This window comes from Parasutterella secunda (assembly GCF_023336895.1).
GTDB classification, from domain to species: domain Bacteria; phylum Pseudomonadota; class Gammaproteobacteria; order Burkholderiales; family Burkholderiaceae_F; genus Aphodousia; species Aphodousia faecalis.
In genome coordinates this window covers 396,513-411,475 of the sequence record NZ_JAMBLT010000001.1, presented here as the reverse complement: position 1 = coordinate 411,475, position 14,963 = coordinate 396,513, and the positions used below count along the sequence as shown (strand labels likewise).

The window sequence follows — 14,963 nt, the reverse complement described above, 5'->3', positions numbered from 1 at the left end:
GGGATATCCTCTTTAAGACACGGCGGCAGCACCACCAACGATTTCAGTAATTTCCTTCGTGATGGCCGCTTGACGGGTCTTGTTATAAACCAATTGCAGATCACCGATAAGCTTCTTGGCGTTGTCGCTGGCGGCCTTCATAGCAACCATACGAGCACTTTGTTCAGAAGCCATGTTTTCTGCAACGGCTTGGTAAATTAAAGCTTCGATGTAGCGCTTTAACAGCACATCGAGAACCGTGGCGTCACTGGGTTCGTAGAGATAATCCCACGAATAATCCCGACGTTTTTCGCCAATCATCTCAAGTCGATCACTCGACAAGGGCAAAAGCTGTTCAATGACAGGTTCTTGCTTCATTGCATTCACAAAACGTGAATAGGCAAGATAAACCTTGTCCAACTTTCCGGCGCTGTATTGTTCAAGTTGAACATTGATCGCACCAATCAATTTTTCCAATTGCGGACGATCACCCAACTGTACGGCATGCGAGAGCAAATCCACTCCGGCATGCTGCATAAAACCAAGGCCCTTATTACCGATAGCCGTACCCTCAACGGTTACGCCTTCAGCCTTCCAATCCTTGATCTTATTGAGCACCATACGTTGAATATTGGTGTTCAAAGCACCGGCCAAACCTTTGTCCGTCGTCACCATGATCAGACCAACTTTCGCAGCAGTAGTGGGATGCGGACGCAAGAAAGGATGCTTGTAGCTCGTCGTCGCCGTGGCCAAATGAGCCACGATATTACGGATACTTTCTCCGTAAGGACGAGCCGCATGCATGCGATCCTGCGCTTTGCGCATCTTCGATGCCGCTACCATTTCCATCGCCTTAGTGATCTTGCGCGTATTTTGTACGCTCTTGATCTTGGCGCGAATTTCCTTGGTACTAGGCATGTGGTCCCCTTAGGTGTTTATCGACTTCCAATTAGTAGGTGCCGTTTTTCTTAAATTCATTCACCGCAGCCAAAAGAAGTTCTTTGTCTTCTGCGACCAATTCCTTCTTTTCTTCGATGCGTTGAACCAAATCAGCGTGGTGGTTGGCCACAAATTCACGGCAAGCCTTTTCAAAGCGCAGTGCATCCTTAGCGTCGACATCGTCATAAATGCCTTGTTCCACGCAGAAGAGCACCAAAGCTTCTTCCCAAACCTGTAACGGTTGATATTGCGGTTGCTTCATCAGTTCGGTCACAACCTTACCGCGATCCAATTGCTTACGAGTTGCTTCGTCCAAGTCAGAGGCAAACTGAGCAAAAGCAGCCAATTCACGATACTGAGCCAAAGCCAAGCGAACACCGCCGCCCAACTTCTTAATAATCTTCGTTTGAGCTGCACCACCCACACGGGACACAGAAATACCCGGGTTGATAGCAGGACGGATACCAGCGTTGAAAAGGTCGGTTTCCAAGAAGATCTGACCGTCAGTAATAGAAATCACGTTGGTCGGCACGAAAGCGGTCACGTCACCGGCTTGCGTTTCAATAATCGGCAAAGCGGTCATGGAACCCGTCTTACCCTTGACAGCACCCTTGGTGAAACGTTCCACGTAATCCGCATTCACACGAGCCGCACGTTCGAGCAAACGGCTGTGCAAGTAGAAAACGTCACCAGGATAAGCTTCACGTCCCGGCGGACGACGCAACAGCAAGGAGATTTGGCGATATGCCCAAGCTTGCTTGGTTAAGTCGTCATAAACGATCAAAGAATCTTGGCCACGGTCGCGGAAGTATTCACCCATCGTAGCACCAGCGTACGGGGCGATGTACTGCAACGCAGCAGATTCAGAGGCAGAGGCTGCTACAACGATCGTGTAGTCCATTGCGCCGTGTTCTTCTAACTTACGAACAACGTTTGCAATAGTGGAAGCCTTTTGACCGATTGCGACGTATACGCAAATCAGATCTTTGCCCTTTTGGTTAATAATCGTGTCCAAGGCCACAGCGGTCTTACCCGTTTGACGGTCACCAATGATCAATTCACGTTGACCACGGCCGATCGGCACCATGGCGTCAATGGACTTCAAACCGGTTTGAACCGGTTGAGAAACGGATTGACGATCAATAACACCAGGAGCCACTTTTTCGACCACGTCATATTCGTCCGTGTCGATCGGGCCCTTGCCATCGATCGGTTGACCCAAAGCATTGACCACACGGCCAATCAACTTCGGACCAACAGGCACAGAGAGAATGCGGCCCGTCGTCTTAACGATGTCGCCTTCACTAATGTGCTCATAACTACCAAGAATAACCGCACCCACAGAGTCACGTTCAAGGTTCAAAGCCAAACCGTACGTGCTGTTGGGGAATTCCAACATTTCGCCTTGCATCACGTCAGAAAGACCGTGAACACGGCAAATACCGTCGGTCACAGAGACCACGGTACCTTGGGTGCGAAGATCAGCGGAGACCCCAAGGCCTTCGATACGCTTTTTCAGCAGATCGCTGATTTCACTAGGATTGAGTTGCATGTCTTACAGCTCCGAAATTTATGCGGTGAGTGCCTCTTGCATTTGAGCAAGTCGCGTCTGAATCGATCCGTCCAAAACTCTGTCGCCAACGCGCACGCGAACACCACCGATCAAAGCTTCATTGATCGTGACTACCGGCGTGAGCTTCAAGCCAGGGAAACGTTTTCCGAGGCCAGCAACCAAGTCATCTACTTCCGCTTGCGTCATAGGCATAGCGGATTCAATATAGGCGTCTGCAACGCCTTCGGATTGATTTTTAAGTTCGCGGAATTGACGTGCGATTTCCGGCACGGCTTCCAAGCGACCGTTCTCAACGACCACCTTCAAAAGATTGGCGGCCTCTTCGGGCAATTTTGTTTGTCCGAGACCGGCAATGATGAGATCGTAGATTTGTTCCGAACTCAGTTTAGGATCTCCGATCACAGAAACTAATTCGGGTGTGGTCACCACTTGGGCAATACCATCCAGAACAGCAGCCAAATCGGCAGCTTCTTCGGGTCCCTTATTGGCGTCTTGCAAAGCCAAAAGCATTGCATGCGCATAGGGACGGGCAATCGTCGAAAGTTCAGCCATAATTAAAGCTTAGCCTTCAATTGTTCAAGCATTTGAGCGTGAACTTTAGTGTCAACTTCGCGACGAAGGATTTGCTCGGCACCGGCAACAGCCAAGCGAGCGACTTCTTCACGCAACTGTTCGCGCAAACGTTCGGCTTCTTGAGCCACTTCAGCCTTAGCAGCTTCGATGATACGATCGGCTTCAACTTGGGCCTGGGCTTTTGCTTCTTCAACAATAGCCTGACCGCGCTTTTCGCCGTCATTCATGATCGCCAAAGCTTGAGCACGGGCTTCAGCCTTAATCGCTTGACCTTCCTTTTGGGCTTCCGCTAAGGCCATTTCACCTTTGTCGGCAGCTGCCAAACCTTCGTCAATCTTCTTTTGCCGTTCTTCGATTGCTCGAATAAGCGGCGGCCAAATGTACTTCATGGTGACCCAAGCACCGAAGAAGAACACGGCCATCTGTACAAACAGAGAAGCGTTGATGTTCATTATTTGAACCCCGTTATGTCAGTTCGCAGGCCCACCTACTTTGTGAGTGCTCACTGACGTCGTTAATAAAAGAAACTAAAAAGCTTTTATTAGCCGACGAACGGATTGGCAAAAGCGAACATCATGGCGATACCAACACCGATCAAGAAGGCGGCGTCGATAAGACCAGCTAACAAGAACATCTTGGTTTGCAAGGCATTCATCAATTCAGGTTGACGGGCAGCGGCTTCGAGGTACTTGGAACCCATGATACCGATACCGATACAAGCACCGATAGCACCGAGACCGATGATGAGGCCAGCAGCCAAGGCAACAAAAGCGACGTTGGTCATTGCAAAACTCCTTAATCCTTAAAAATGGAGTAAAAGTTAATAAAAAGAAAAAGTTAAGTTAAAAGCTAGTGTTAGTGACCTTCATGAGCTTGACCGATGTAAACCAAGGTCAACATCATCATGATGAAGGCTTGTAAGATAACAATCAACACGTGGAAGAGCCACCAGCAGATCCCTGCCACAGCGTGTCCGAATACACCGAAGATGCTCAGGCCGTCAAAACCGACCCAGAGACTACCCAACAGTGCAATCAAGAAGAACAACAATTCCCCTGCATACATATTACCGAACAACCGCATGCCCAAAGAGACGCACTTGGCCAAATATTCGATGATATTCAATGCGAAGTTAAACGGCCAGAGCAAAGGATAGTTACCAAACGGAGCAACGAAAAGTTCGCGGCTAAATCCGCCAACACCTTTGATCTTAATGCCGTAATAAATCATGAGGAACAGCACGCCCACAGAAATACCCATCGTACCGTTTAAATCGGCAGTGGGCAGCGGACGCAAATAATGAATACCTAACCAACCGGCGATCGTCGGCAGTAAATCTACCGGGATCAAGTCGATGGCATTCATCAAAACCACCCAGACAAACACCGTCAATGCCAACGGAGCGATAAACGTACGATCGCCGTGGACAATGGATTTAGCCTGTTCATTCACAAATTCGACGAGCATTTCAACGGCACATTGCCATTTACCGGGCACGCCAGATGTAGCCTTCTTTGCTCCTTTGTACATCAAATAGAGCGCACAAGCCATCATCAAAATGGAAAAAACAATGGTATCCATATTGAGCACAGAGAAGTCAATAATAGATGACTGCTCAGTGGTCGACAGGTGATGAAGGTGGTGAGTAATATACTCGGTAGCGGTGAGAGCTTCAGCTGCCATGTTTATTCTCGGGTTAGAAGTCCCAAAAAGGAACAATTTAAGACCACAATGACCGAAGCGATCATTGCGGGCCAAATCAAGTCCTCATACAACATCACAATCAAGCACAACAACAGCACAATTGCGATGATCTTAACGAACTCGCCAATAAAGAAGAAAAGCGGAGAATATGAAGGACTTAACTTAACGAAGACACTCAAATTCAACGCAAATAACGCATTCGGCACCAAACAAGCTAAGCCCGCCAGGAACGCCGAAAGAGCTGCACTCTCCCCTCCGAGCAGAGCGGAAACTACAGCAACTCCAATAGTGGCAACGATTTGCAGAAGTACTATTTTCTTCATAAAAGTCAGTAGATACCCTACAAACCATTATTCTGCGCGAATTATACGATAGGTAACCTATAGAAACAAGGGTTTACACCAAGGTTTTAACGGTGTAAACCCTTAATCCTATCGGACATTTTTCAGAACGTTTTAATCGAACGTTCCAAAATGAGAAATGATCCCGTCAAACTGATCTAGGTTAGAGAATTCAATAATAAGTTTCCCCTTACCCTTTTGGTTCGACTGAATCTTCACCGTTGCACCCAAATAATCAGAAAGATCCTCTTCTAAACGAAGAGTGTCAGCATCCTTGTGAATTTTCTTGACCTCTTTCCCCTTTTTCTGTTTTCTCTGAGCCATATCGGCCACAAGTGTTTCAACTTGTCTGACAGATAGACCCTTTTTAATAATTTCCTGAGCGATAGCCACTTGCATAGCCGGTTCAAGACTGAGCAAAGCGCGTGCATGTCCCATGGATATTTCATTGGCCATTAAGTGATCCTGAACAGGTTTGGCCAAGTTCAATAGTCTTAGTAAGTTAGTGGTCGCGGTACGACTTCTTCCAATTGCTTGAGAAGCCGTTTCATGAGTCATATGAAATTCATCGAGCAGTCGTTGAATGCCTGCCGCCTCTTCCAAGGGATTGAGATCTTCTCTTTGAATATTTTCAATAAGAGCCCAAGCCAGTGCTTTCTCATTTGAAATCTTTCGGATAAGTACGGGGACTTTTTTTAATCCGGCCATTTTTGAGGCTTGATAGCGTCTTTCGCCGGCAATAATCTCATAACGATTTTTACCAATCGGCCGCACTAAAATCGGAGAAATTAAACCTTGCTCACGGATAGACTGAGCGAGTTCCTCCAAAGAATTTTTATCCATCTTCGTGCGAGGCTGATACTCACCCGGTTGGATTTTTTCAATTTCTAATTCCCCGGCCGCATCACCCTTGGCATCAGAAATGGTAATCACCACCTCATCTTTCTTACCAAGCAAAGCATCGAGCCCTTTGCCCAGACCACTTCTTTTTTTCACAACCATTCTATTTCTCCTTGCTTTGCTTCTTATACTTTTTCATTCGTTTTAGAAATTCAGCGCCAAATTCCTGATAAGCCTTTGCTCCTTTGCTGGACTTATCATACAAAACCCCAGGCAGACCATAACTCGGAGCTTCAGCCAAACGAACATTACGTGGTATGACTGTTTTAAATACTTTGTCACCAAAATATTCCTTCAATTGCTCACTGACTTGCTGCTGCAAAGTCACTCGCGGGTCAAACATCACCCGCAATAAACCAATCAAGGTCAAATCAGGATTTTTTGCCGCTTGAATTCTTCTGACAGACCCAATCAAATCCGTTAACCCTTCCATTGCAAAGTACTCACACTGCATAGGAACAATTACACCACGGGCCGAACACAAGGCATTAATTGTGAGCATGGACAAGGAAGGAGGACAGTCAATAATTACAAAATCGTAATTTCTATCCTGTTCCTTCAGAATGTTCTTAAGCCTTTCATCGCGATCTTCTAGTTGTACCAACTCGACTTCTGCACCAGCCAATTCGCGATTCGCCGGCAAAATATCATATCCAGCGTCTTCAGAATGAACAACAACTTGCTCAAATGTTGCTTGACCAAATAAGAGTGGATAAACCGTCTCGGTAATGGAATCCTTACTTACTCCACTACCAGTCGTTGCATTTCCTTGAGGATCCAAATCAATTAAAAGGACCTTTTGTTTTAATTTAGCCAAGGCAGCAGAAAGATTGACAGCTGTAGTTGTTTTTCCTACACCACCTTTCTGATTAGCTACACAGAATGTTAAAGCCATTTATAGACCCTTATGCTTTCGGCATGGCTAACCACAATTCGGTAAAACCTTGCCAGAGAATTGATATACCAATACACAGAAGAATGAAAGCAAACACTCGAGACAAAGCGTCCGCACCGGTTGCTCCAACGGCCTGACTTACCCTATCGCAGTATCTATAACATACGTAGACCGTTAAAAGAGTAGCTATAGTTGCTAACAAACAACCTACCAAATTCGCCGTTCCATGACCGATCATACCTGTACCAATCGCCGTTGATACAGCAATCATCCCTGGCCCCATGGTTAGAGGCAACGTAATAGGATAAAAGGCCATTGAAAGTAATTTTTTTCTAGATTTTGGAGGTTCAATGGATGTATTTTCCGTATCATCATGAGTTGCTTCATTTAAGGCTTTCCAACCCGCAGAAATCAGAACTAAGCCACCCCCTACTCGCAAAACACCCATTGAAATACCAAAGAAACTCAGTATTAAATGTCCCGCAAAAAGACTCACTAACATAATGATCATCGAATAAAAAACTATTCGATTAACCATCATTTTTCTCGTTTCGTCATCAATATTAGGCGTAAGGGCCAAAAAGAACATTGCCCCACCAAAAGGATTTAAAACTGGAATAAATGATGCGAAAGCAAACAAAAAAGTGCTGATAACTTGATCAAACACCACAAACCTCTTTCCAATGGACAAAAAGTCAGATCAAGTTGCATTCTTACATAACAAACAAAAAAAATCTCGTTTTTTAAGAAGTTATTTCAAAAAAAACAAAAAAACCTTTTTCCACATGTTCCACATGAAACATATCAATATTAATATCTTTTTAAATATTTACTTTGTTTGCCTATTTATTGATCAATGTAAATTAAACTGGTTCACTTTTGTTACTTATACATCTATTTGATAATTATAATATTTTTTATAATTTGCTTATTTCTTGTGCAATATATATTTATATAAAACACAAGTAAAGCGTAATTATTCATTTCTTACAATAACAATATTGCGATTTTCATTTAGGAAAGGAACTTTAACTTCCTGTACTACGATTGAAACAACATTTTTAATCTCTTTTAATTCAGCATCAGGCTTCTGACCTTTTAACGCTAACCAATATCCATCTTCTTTTAATAAATGTTTTGAGAGGTCAATGAAATTTTTAAGAGAGGAAAAAGCTCTAGAAGAAATTACATCGAAAGGCGGATGGTTTAAATTTTCGACTCTTTCATGAAAAACTTGTACATTAGTTAGTTTTAAATTTAAAGTCACTTGTCTCAAAAAAGCAGCTTTTTTCCCCACTGTTTCAACCATTGAGACTTTACAATTCGGCAACATAATAGCAATGGGAATAGCTGGTAAACCTCCGCCAGAGCCCACATCAAGCATAGAGCCGTTTGGAGCTAAATAGTTTTTAAATACATTTACGACGGATAAAGAATCGAGAATATGATGCGTTAGCACATCATCTTTATCCGTAATCGCTGTTAGGTTGTAAGTTTTATTCCACTTGAATAAAAGCTCAGAATACTTATCCAACATCTGGAGTTGCTTATCAGATGCAGATAAATTTAATTCCTTAATCCCCTCTTTTAATCTTTTTTGATCTAAAAAAAACATCATTACACCAACTATTCCATCCATTTACGAGATTTAATAAAAATGAGAAGCAAACTTATGGCGGCCGGTGTTACTCCACTAATCCGACCGGCCTGACCTATTGTTTCTGGCCGATGAGCTTTCAATTTTTGCCGAACTTCAAAGGACAAACCTTTGACTTTATCGTAATCAAAATTAGAGGGAATCTTTGTTGTTTCATGTTCCAGAAGTTTAGATACCTCTTCTTTTTGTCTGTTAATGTATCCAGAATATTTTGCTGTAATTTCAATCTGCTCGACTTCAGACTGACTCAGATTTATATCATCGGAGACCAATTCACCATCATTTTTTCTTAAAGTTTTAAGTGTTTCATGTGAAACATTCGGACGAGATAACAAATTGAATAACGAATACTCTCGTTCTAACTTAGTACCTAATACTCGTACAGACTCTTCCTCATTAATCAAAGAGGGATACACCCAGGTACTTCTCAAACGTTGCAATTCTTTTTCAATGGCTTCTTTTTTTCTATTAAAAAACTCCCATCTCACATCATCAACAAGACCCAAATTTCTGCCGATTTGAGTTAATCTTTCATCCGCATTATCTTCTCTTAAACTCAATCTATATTCTGCTCTTGAAGTGAACATACGATACGGCTCAGTGACCCCTTTTGTAATAAGATCATCAACCATAACACCAAGATAAGCTTGATCTCTTCTAGGAACCCACGAATCTTTGTCTTTAACTTGCAAGGCAGCATTCAAACCCGCCAAAAGACCTTGAGCAGCTGCTTCTTCATAGCCCGTTGTGCCATTAATTTGTCCAGCAAAAAACAGACCATCGATACTTTTTGTTTCTAAACTCGTTTTTAGTTCTCTAGGATCATAGTAATCGTATTCAATTGCATAAGCGGGACGAATAAAATGTGCGTTTTCCAAACCTGGAATTGTGTGCATAAAAGCAATTTGAACATCAAACGGTAGACTCGAAGAAATTCCATTCGGATAATACACATGAGTATTCAAACCTTCCGGCTCTAAGAACACATGATGTGAATCTTTACTTGCAAAACGCACGACCTTATCTTCAATAGACGGACAATAACGCGGACCAATCCCCTCAATTATTCCTGAGAACATGGGTGAGCGATCAAGATTCGCGCGAATAATTTCATGCGTTTTAACATTAGTATTAGTGATCCAACACGGAACTTGCTCAGGATGAGTTTTTTGAGGTTCCAACAAAGAGAAACTAGGAATAGGATCAAAATCCCCCAACTGTTTTTCACAACGAGAAAAATCAATTGTTCGCCCATCTATTCGAGCTGGCGTACCTGTCTTTAATCGTCCTTTAGGAAGACCTAAATCAATTAATCGCTGAGCTAATTTAATACTGGCCGGATCACCAACTCTACCAGCCGGATAATGTTCAAGACCAATATGAATTAACCCATGCAAAAATGTTCCAGCCGTTATGACCACAGCTTTCGAATAAAAACGAACATTCGTTTGAGTAACGACTCCTACAGCCCTACCATTTTCAACAATTAAATCATCTACACCCTGTTGATAGACCCATAAATTTTCCTGCTTCTCAATGGTCTTTCTCATTGCAACCCGATATAACTCTCGGTCAATTTGCGCTCTAGTAGCTCTAACGGCAGGACCTTTTGAACTATTTAAAACTCGAAATTGAATCCCCGATTCATCTGTCACCTGAGCCATGGCTCCACCCATAGCATCTACTTCTTTTACCAAGTGACTTTTTCCAATCCCACCAATTGATGGATTACAAGACAGTTGCCCAATCGTCTCTACATTATGGGTCAACAACAAGGTTTTGCAACCCATTCTTGCTGATGCGAGACATGCCTCAGCTCCCGCATGACCACATCCAACAACAATTACATCAAATCGAACCGGATAATCCATTTTTTCCTCGTTTCACGTGAAACAGATTATTATTGATCTATAATTTATTTAGTAAAATCAATTACTTACCAATACAAAATCTACTAAAAATCATTCCCAATAAATCGTCAGGGGTAGTTTCACCAAGAATAAATCCTAACGATTCATTACAAAGACGTAATTCCTCCGCCAATAAATCTAATGGGGGATTTTCAAGATTGACAAATTGATTGGCTAATTTTAAGTGTTCATAAGCATCTTTAAGCGCTTCTAAATGGCGTTCTCTCGCTAAAAATGTCGATTCAGGTTTATTTTCCCAACCCACAAGAGTAAGTAATTTTTGTTTTAATTCAGGAATGCCTTCACCCGTTTTAGCAGAAATACCGATCCACTCCCCTCTCCAATTAATTTTGGCATTTAAATCACACTTATTGAAAACCTGCAGAACCGGAACACCAGCTGAAACCCTCTGCATCACTTGTTTTAGTATTTTTTGCCCTTCTTCATCGGAATTTTCATTTGTCGCATCAATTAAATGCAACACAATATCAGCGCCTTCTACGGCTTGCAGGGTTCTCTCAATACCGATTGATTCAACCTTATCGGTCGTTTCACGCACGCCAGCCGTATCAACCAGTCTTAAAGCCACCCCTTCAATAGAAATCTGATTCTCAATTTTGTCCCTAGTGGTACCCGCTACATCGGTCACAATAGCCACATCCGAACCACTCAACTGATTCATAAGGCTCGATTTCCCTACATTGGGACTACCCACCAAAACTACCGTTACCCCCTCTCGCAGGATGGAGCCTTGCTGTGACTGGTGCATTAGCTCCTCAAACTCTTTTGTAATACTCAAAAGACGTTCACGAGCCTGTGTACTTTGGATAAAGTCAATTTCTTCCTCTGGAAAATCTAAAATAGCCTCAATTAAGGCCCTAAGTTCAATGACTTTATCCCCCACCTTATGAATACAAGACGAAAAAGCTCCGCTTAATGAACGAGACGCTGCCCGAGCTGCCCCCTCTGTTGTGGCATCAATCAAATCAGCAACGGCTTCGGCCTGTGATAAATCAATTCTCCCGTTTAAAAATGCTCTCTTGGTAAATTCGCCAGGCTCTGCTAAACGTAATCCTTTGCTTTTACCGACACGTAAAATCTCTTGAAGAAGTAACTTCAAAATGACAGGGCCACCATGAGCTTGTAGCTCTAATACGGACTCTCCAGTGTAAGACTTAGGCGCGGGAAAATATAAGGCCAATCCTTCATCAATCTGGTTTCCATTGCGATCTTTAAACGGACGATAATGAGCATATCTAGCTTTAAAATGTTCAGATGGACCAAAAAAATCTTTGATAAAACCCTCAATAAAGCTATCATCTGCCGATAGTCTCACAATGCCAACACCACCCCTTCCGGAAGCGGTAGCGATTGCAACAATAGGATCTTTGTCAGAATAAATGGGCATATAAACCTCTGAAAATAAGGCTAATTATCGCACCGTACTGTTCGTCTTTATCAACTCAATGATAAATTTTGCTAAATTTTTACCATGAACAATTAATTTCCAATACCTATGTCACTTAAAGATAATGAATCCCCTTTTTTTGGCAACGCCCTGATTGGGGCCTGTTGCGCTATTGCTGCATCTGTACCCGTTTCTGCTTACGTCGCTTCTTTTATTGGTGATAGCTATGAAGTACGTGTCATGGTGTATGGGGCCATTTTGCTTTGGGTTATTTCAGGCGCTATTACTATCTTCTTCAAGACATATAAATCCGAGAAAAAACGACTTTCTTTAAGGTTCATATTATTGTGGTTCGCCTCTGTCTGGCTGTGGCCTCTACTGGTGTTTTTTGGTCAATCAAGGCAATAAAAAAGAGGCCCGTCCAGAGCCTCTTTTCATCATCAAAAGACCTTATCTTTAAGAGATTGTTCTCTTGATTCTTTCCTTCTCAATTTGCTTGTTGACGTACCATTGTTGCCAGATGGACAAGACGTTATTCGTCAACCAGTACAGAACCAAACCAGAAGCAAAGAAGAAGAACATCACACCAAAGACAACAGGCATAATCATCATAACTTTAGCCTGAGTCGGGTCAGTCGGACGCGGACTGATCTTCATCTGAATGATCATTGTAGCGACCATCAACAGCGGAAGAATCAAATACGGATCCGGGCTGGCCAAATCATTGACCCAAAGCAGCCAGCTGGCTCCACGCAATTCCACTGTGGCCAACAGCACCCAATACAAGGCCAAGAAAACGGGAATTTGAAGCAAGATCGGGAAACAACCGCCGGCAGGATTAATCTTTTCACGACGATACAATTCCATCATTGCTTGATTAAGCGCTTGCTTATCATTGCCATATTTCTCTTGAATAGCCTTCATACGCGGAGCTACATCACGCATACGAGCCATGGACTTGTAGCCAGCAGCTGAAATCGGATAGAGAATTGCCTTAACCAACACGGTCAGTAAAACAATAGCCCAACCCCAGTTACCGACCAGTCCTTGAAGGAAAGCCAACAACCAATAAATCGGCTTAGCCAAGAAAGTCAACCAACCGTAATCGACCACCAAATCAAGGTTCGGAGCAATGTACTCTAAACGGCGTTGATCTTGAGGACCGACATAAAGCGTGCTGTCAACTACTTTTTCAGCTCCAGGAGCAACTTCTCCCACCGCAACGATAGAACCGATGGCATAAAGATGCTTATCAAGCTGACGAGTATAAAGTTCACGGTTAATGTCTTGCTGAGGGACCCATGCTGTTAAGAAATAATGCTGCAACATGGCAATCCAACCTTCATTCGACTGAGAAGGAAGATCGGTGTCATTATCCGCGATGGAATCAAAATCAATCTTTTGGAACTTTTCAGCTTCTGTATAAGCAGCGGGACCCGTAAACGTATTGTAGAAAGCGCTATCGCTAGCCACTTTACCGTCGTCACGTGTCAACTGCATATAAACAGACGGAGAAATAGCCACATTGCCCTTGTTACGCACTTCGTGCTTAACGTCGATACCATAATGTCCACGATGGAACACATACGTTTTAATCAATTCAACGTTGCCTTGAGAAGCAGCGAAACTCACGTTAAGAGTATCCTGTCCTTCTTTCATATCCAACGTGTCAGTGATTAAGCGGAAAGCTGTGCGATGGTTTGGGAAGTTGCCACCAACAAGACCGGTCTCAGCCTTATAAACATGCTGCGCAGAGGTATCAAACAAAACCACATTACCAGCGTCTTGTTGTTCTTCCTCACCCAAAATTAAGCCAGGTAAGCCTCGAGTTTTCCAATCCGGCGTTTGACGTTCCTTTAATAACTCTGCACGAGCTACTGAAGCGCCATTAGCATCAAAAGTGATTTTGAAAAGATCTGTGGTCACAACTACCGGTTTGGTAATCGTTACATTGACTTCAGATGCAACCGCTTTGCTGTCAGCAGGAACCTTTACATCCCCTGCTGCTGCCGTGGTATTTGTATTTTCAACCACTTGTTCCTGAACGGCTTCAGGAGTTCCAAAGAAGGATGGATTACCGTTGCGCACCTGCCATGCATCCCAAAGCATGAAAAGTGCCAACAAGAAAATCATCCACAAAAAAGCACGTTGTAATTCGCGTCCCATATGGACTCTCTTATCTATCGTTGAAATAATGAAAAATCAGTTATGGTGTCTCCAAGGAAACCATTGAAAAGACGCCGGCACCGGGTCGTAACCATGGCCCCCAAAAGGATTGCAACGAACAATCCTCGCCACCATTAACCAACTTCCTTTTAAAACTCCAAAACGTTCAATGGCCTCTATTGAGTACTGTGAACAGGTCGGATGAAACCGACACTCCCTCCCAATCCAAGGTGATAGCACGAGTTGGTAAAACCGAATACATGCAATCAGTACGGATCTCGGGGCATTCACTTTGATTCCCTCGATGAGACAGACACTTTGGATAAAAAATACCCAAAGAGTTTTTCAATGTCGTTTCGAATTAAAATTTTTCTTGCCTTCTTACTTAAGTCTTTTTGACTGCAATCTGGCAATCTACACTTCAATCGGCAATTAATATCTAAACCATATTGTCGATCTGAAAGCGCTTGAATAAGTGTTTGACGACTCGTTCGGGCTTTTTCCCGCAACAACCGTTTCACTAATGCCCTTTCGACTGATAAATGAGCATTTTGTTTACCAACGGTAAACCCAAAGCGGACCAATCCGATTTGATCAGTCTTTAAGGCACTAATTGTGAAAAAATCCGAATAGCTTCGGATTAATTTCGTTTTGTTTGCAGACAAAACCGCCCCGAACTCCGCCGATTTTATCAAACGGATACTTCGAGGCAGCCCATTCGGTTTTTTAACCGTAGCATTCACGGCCAACTTCCGCCGTGAGATTCTCTCAATTAGAGAGCGAGAACGTGACGTCCCTTGGCGCGGCGAGCAGCCAAGACACGACGACCGCCCTTGGTACGACTGCGAACCAAGAAGCCATGCGTACGAGCACGCTTGACCTTAGACGGTTGATAAGTACGTTTGGTAGCCATGACGA

General features: G+C 43.4%; 18 protein-coding genes. 1 reads left to right on the top strand and 17 read right to left on the bottom strand.

Annotated elements, in window-relative coordinates; translation table 11 throughout:
- Window positions 1-12: 12 nt before the first annotated feature.
- The 13 genes from atpG to mnmE all read right to left on the bottom strand — a co-directional run bounded on the left by atpG (window position 13) and on the right by mnmE (window position 11,879).
- The gene (atpG, locus tag M3080_RS01920; protein WP_022473115.1) at window positions 13-897 is read right to left on the bottom strand and encodes a F0F1 ATP synthase subunit gamma; all 885 of its coding nucleotides are present in this window, start codon (window positions 895-897) and stop codon (window positions 13-15) included.
- Window positions 898-928: 31 nt separating this feature from the next.
- Window positions 929-2,470 carry a F0F1 ATP synthase subunit alpha gene (atpA, locus tag M3080_RS01915; protein ID WP_022473114.1) on the bottom strand — a complete coding sequence of 514 codons (1,542 nt, stop codon included), beginning with the start codon at window positions 2,468-2,470 and terminating at the stop codon, window positions 929-931.
- Between the two features lie 18 nt (window positions 2,471-2,488).
- The gene (locus tag M3080_RS01910; protein WP_022473113.1) at window positions 2,489-3,043 is read right to left on the bottom strand and encodes a F0F1 ATP synthase subunit delta; all 555 of its coding nucleotides are present in this window, start codon (window positions 3,041-3,043) and stop codon (window positions 2,489-2,491) included.
- 2 nt (window positions 3,044-3,045) lie between these two features.
- Window positions 3,046-3,516 (bottom strand): F0F1 ATP synthase subunit B, encoded by a 471-nt coding sequence (locus M3080_RS01905; RefSeq protein ID WP_022473112.1) that lies wholly within the window; start codon window positions 3,514-3,516, stop codon window positions 3,046-3,048.
- 89 nt (window positions 3,517-3,605) lie between these two features.
- A complete protein-coding gene (gene atpE / locus M3080_RS01900; protein ID WP_022473111.1) occupies window positions 3,606-3,848 on the bottom strand; it encodes a F0F1 ATP synthase subunit C in 243 nt (80 codons plus the stop codon).
- A gap of 71 nt (window positions 3,849-3,919) precedes the next feature.
- Window positions 3,920-4,747 carry a F0F1 ATP synthase subunit A gene (gene atpB, locus M3080_RS01895; protein WP_022473110.1) on the bottom strand — a complete coding sequence of 276 codons (828 nt, stop codon included), beginning with the start codon at window positions 4,745-4,747 and terminating at the stop codon, window positions 3,920-3,922.
- Between the two features lie 2 nt (window positions 4,748-4,749).
- Complete coding sequence (locus tag M3080_RS01890; protein ID WP_022473109.1) at window positions 4,750-5,091, bottom strand: ATP synthase subunit I; 342 nt, start codon at window positions 5,089-5,091, stop codon at window positions 4,750-4,752.
- A 132-nt stretch (window positions 5,092-5,223) separates the two neighbouring features.
- Window positions 5,224-6,111 carry a ParB/RepB/Spo0J family partition protein gene (locus M3080_RS01885; protein ID WP_249091664.1) on the bottom strand — a complete coding sequence of 296 codons (888 nt, stop codon included), beginning with the start codon at window positions 6,109-6,111 and terminating at the stop codon, window positions 5,224-5,226.
- A gap of 1 nt (window position 6,112) precedes the next feature.
- The gene (locus M3080_RS01880) at window positions 6,113-6,904 is read right to left on the bottom strand and encodes a ParA family protein (RefSeq protein WP_249091662.1); all 792 of its coding nucleotides are present in this window, start codon (window positions 6,902-6,904) and stop codon (window positions 6,113-6,115) included.
- A 10-nt stretch (window positions 6,905-6,914) separates the two neighbouring features.
- Window positions 6,915-7,571, bottom strand: a complete 657-nt coding sequence (locus M3080_RS01875) for a MarC family protein (protein ID WP_249091661.1) — start codon at window positions 7,569-7,571, stop codon at window positions 6,915-6,917.
- 309 nt (window positions 7,572-7,880) lie between these two features.
- Window positions 7,881-8,543, bottom strand: coding sequence for a 16S rRNA (guanine(527)-N(7))-methyltransferase RsmG (rsmG, locus tag M3080_RS01870; RefSeq protein ID WP_249091660.1), 663 nt, complete (start codon window positions 8,541-8,543; stop codon window positions 7,881-7,883).
- The gene (gene mnmG, locus M3080_RS01865; protein ID WP_249091659.1) at window positions 8,531-10,432 is read right to left on the bottom strand and encodes a tRNA uridine-5-carboxymethylaminomethyl(34) synthesis enzyme MnmG; all 1,902 of its coding nucleotides are present in this window, start codon (window positions 10,430-10,432) and stop codon (window positions 8,531-8,533) included. Before mnmG ends, rsmG begins: the two co-directional genes overlap by 13 nt.
- 61 nt (window positions 10,433-10,493) lie before the next feature.
- Entirely contained in the window at window positions 10,494-11,879 is a 1,386-nt protein-coding gene (gene mnmE / locus M3080_RS01860; RefSeq protein ID WP_249091658.1) for a tRNA uridine-5-carboxymethylaminomethyl(34) synthesis GTPase MnmE, read from the bottom strand.
- A gap of 108 nt (window positions 11,880-11,987) precedes the next feature.
- On the opposite strand from mnmE, the gene M3080_RS01855 reads away from it, so the two are divergent.
- On the top strand, window positions 11,988-12,287 hold the full coding sequence (locus M3080_RS01855; protein ID WP_022472449.1) for a hypothetical protein: 300 nt from the start codon (window positions 11,988-11,990) through the stop codon (window positions 12,285-12,287).
- A gap of 48 nt (window positions 12,288-12,335) precedes the next feature.
- On the opposite strand, the gene yidC is transcribed toward M3080_RS01855, so the two are convergent.
- Genes yidC through rpmH form a run of 4 tightly spaced genes read right to left on the bottom strand, consistent with a single transcriptional unit; the run spans window position 12,336 to window position 14,958 of the window.
- Window positions 12,336-14,045, bottom strand: coding sequence for a membrane protein insertase YidC (gene yidC, locus M3080_RS01850; protein WP_022472448.1), 1,710 nt, complete (start codon window positions 14,043-14,045; stop codon window positions 12,336-12,338).
- A gap of 36 nt (window positions 14,046-14,081) precedes the next feature.
- Window positions 14,082-14,336 carry a membrane protein insertion efficiency factor YidD gene (gene yidD, locus M3080_RS01845; RefSeq protein ID WP_249091657.1) on the bottom strand — a complete coding sequence of 85 codons (255 nt, stop codon included), beginning with the start codon at window positions 14,334-14,336 and terminating at the stop codon, window positions 14,082-14,084.
- Window positions 14,333-14,788 (bottom strand): ribonuclease P protein component, encoded by a 456-nt coding sequence (locus M3080_RS09385; RefSeq protein ID WP_428982287.1) that lies wholly within the window; start codon window positions 14,786-14,788, stop codon window positions 14,333-14,335. Before M3080_RS09385 ends, yidD begins: the two co-directional genes overlap by 4 nt.
- A 29-nt stretch (window positions 14,789-14,817) precedes the next feature.
- On the bottom strand, window positions 14,818-14,958 hold the full coding sequence (gene rpmH, locus M3080_RS01840; protein WP_205049323.1) for a 50S ribosomal protein L34: 141 nt from the start codon (window positions 14,956-14,958) through the stop codon (window positions 14,818-14,820).
- Between the last annotated feature and the right edge of the window lie 5 nt (window positions 14,959-14,963).

Excerpts from the sequence above, each read along its gene's own strand:
- mnmE (WP_249091658.1), bottom strand. The coding sequence starts at position 11,879 with ATGCCCATTTATTCTGACAAAGATCCTATTGTTGCAATCGCTACCGCT.
- M3080_RS01910 (WP_022473113.1), bottom strand. The coding sequence starts at position 3,043 with ATGGCTGAACTTTCGACGATTGCCCGTCCCTATGCGCATGCAATGCTT.
- atpG (WP_022473115.1), bottom strand. The coding sequence starts at position 897 with ATGCCTAGTACCAAGGAAATTCGCGCCAAGATCAAGAGCGTACAAAAT.
- M3080_RS01905 (WP_022473112.1), bottom strand. The coding sequence starts at position 3,516 with ATGAACATCAACGCTTCTCTGTTTGTACAGATGGCCGTGTTCTTCTTC.
- M3080_RS01890 (WP_022473109.1), bottom strand. The coding sequence starts at position 5,091 with ATGAAGAAAATAGTACTTCTGCAAATCGTTGCCACTATTGGAGTTGCT.
- yidC (WP_022472448.1), bottom strand. The coding sequence starts at position 14,045 with ATGGGACGCGAATTACAACGTGCTTTTTTGTGGATGATTTTCTTGTTG.
- atpE (WP_022473111.1), bottom strand. The coding sequence starts at position 3,848 with ATGACCAACGTCGCTTTTGTTGCCTTGGCTGCTGGCCTCATCATCGGT.
- M3080_RS01880 (WP_249091662.1), bottom strand. The coding sequence starts at position 6,904 with ATGGCTTTAACATTCTGTGTAGCTAATCAGAAAGGTGGTGTAGGAAAA.
- rpmH (WP_205049323.1), bottom strand. The coding sequence starts at position 14,958 with ATGGCTACCAAACGTACTTATCAACCGTCTAAGGTCAAGCGTGCTCGT.
- rsmG (WP_249091660.1), bottom strand. The coding sequence starts at position 8,543 with ATGGATGGAATAGTTGGTGTAATGATGTTTTTTTTAGATCAAAAAAGA.
- M3080_RS01855 (WP_022472449.1), top strand. The coding sequence starts at position 11,988 with ATGTCACTTAAAGATAATGAATCCCCTTTTTTTGGCAACGCCCTGATT.
- atpB (WP_022473110.1), bottom strand. The coding sequence starts at position 4,747 with ATGGCAGCTGAAGCTCTCACCGCTACCGAGTATATTACTCACCACCTT.
- atpA (WP_022473114.1), bottom strand. The coding sequence starts at position 2,470 with ATGCAACTCAATCCTAGTGAAATCAGCGATCTGCTGAAAAAGCGTATC.
- mnmG (WP_249091659.1), bottom strand. The coding sequence starts at position 10,432 with ATGGATTATCCGGTTCGATTTGATGTAATTGTTGTTGGATGTGGTCAT.
- M3080_RS01885 (WP_249091664.1), bottom strand. The coding sequence starts at position 6,111 with ATGGTTGTGAAAAAAAGAAGTGGTCTGGGCAAAGGGCTCGATGCTTTG.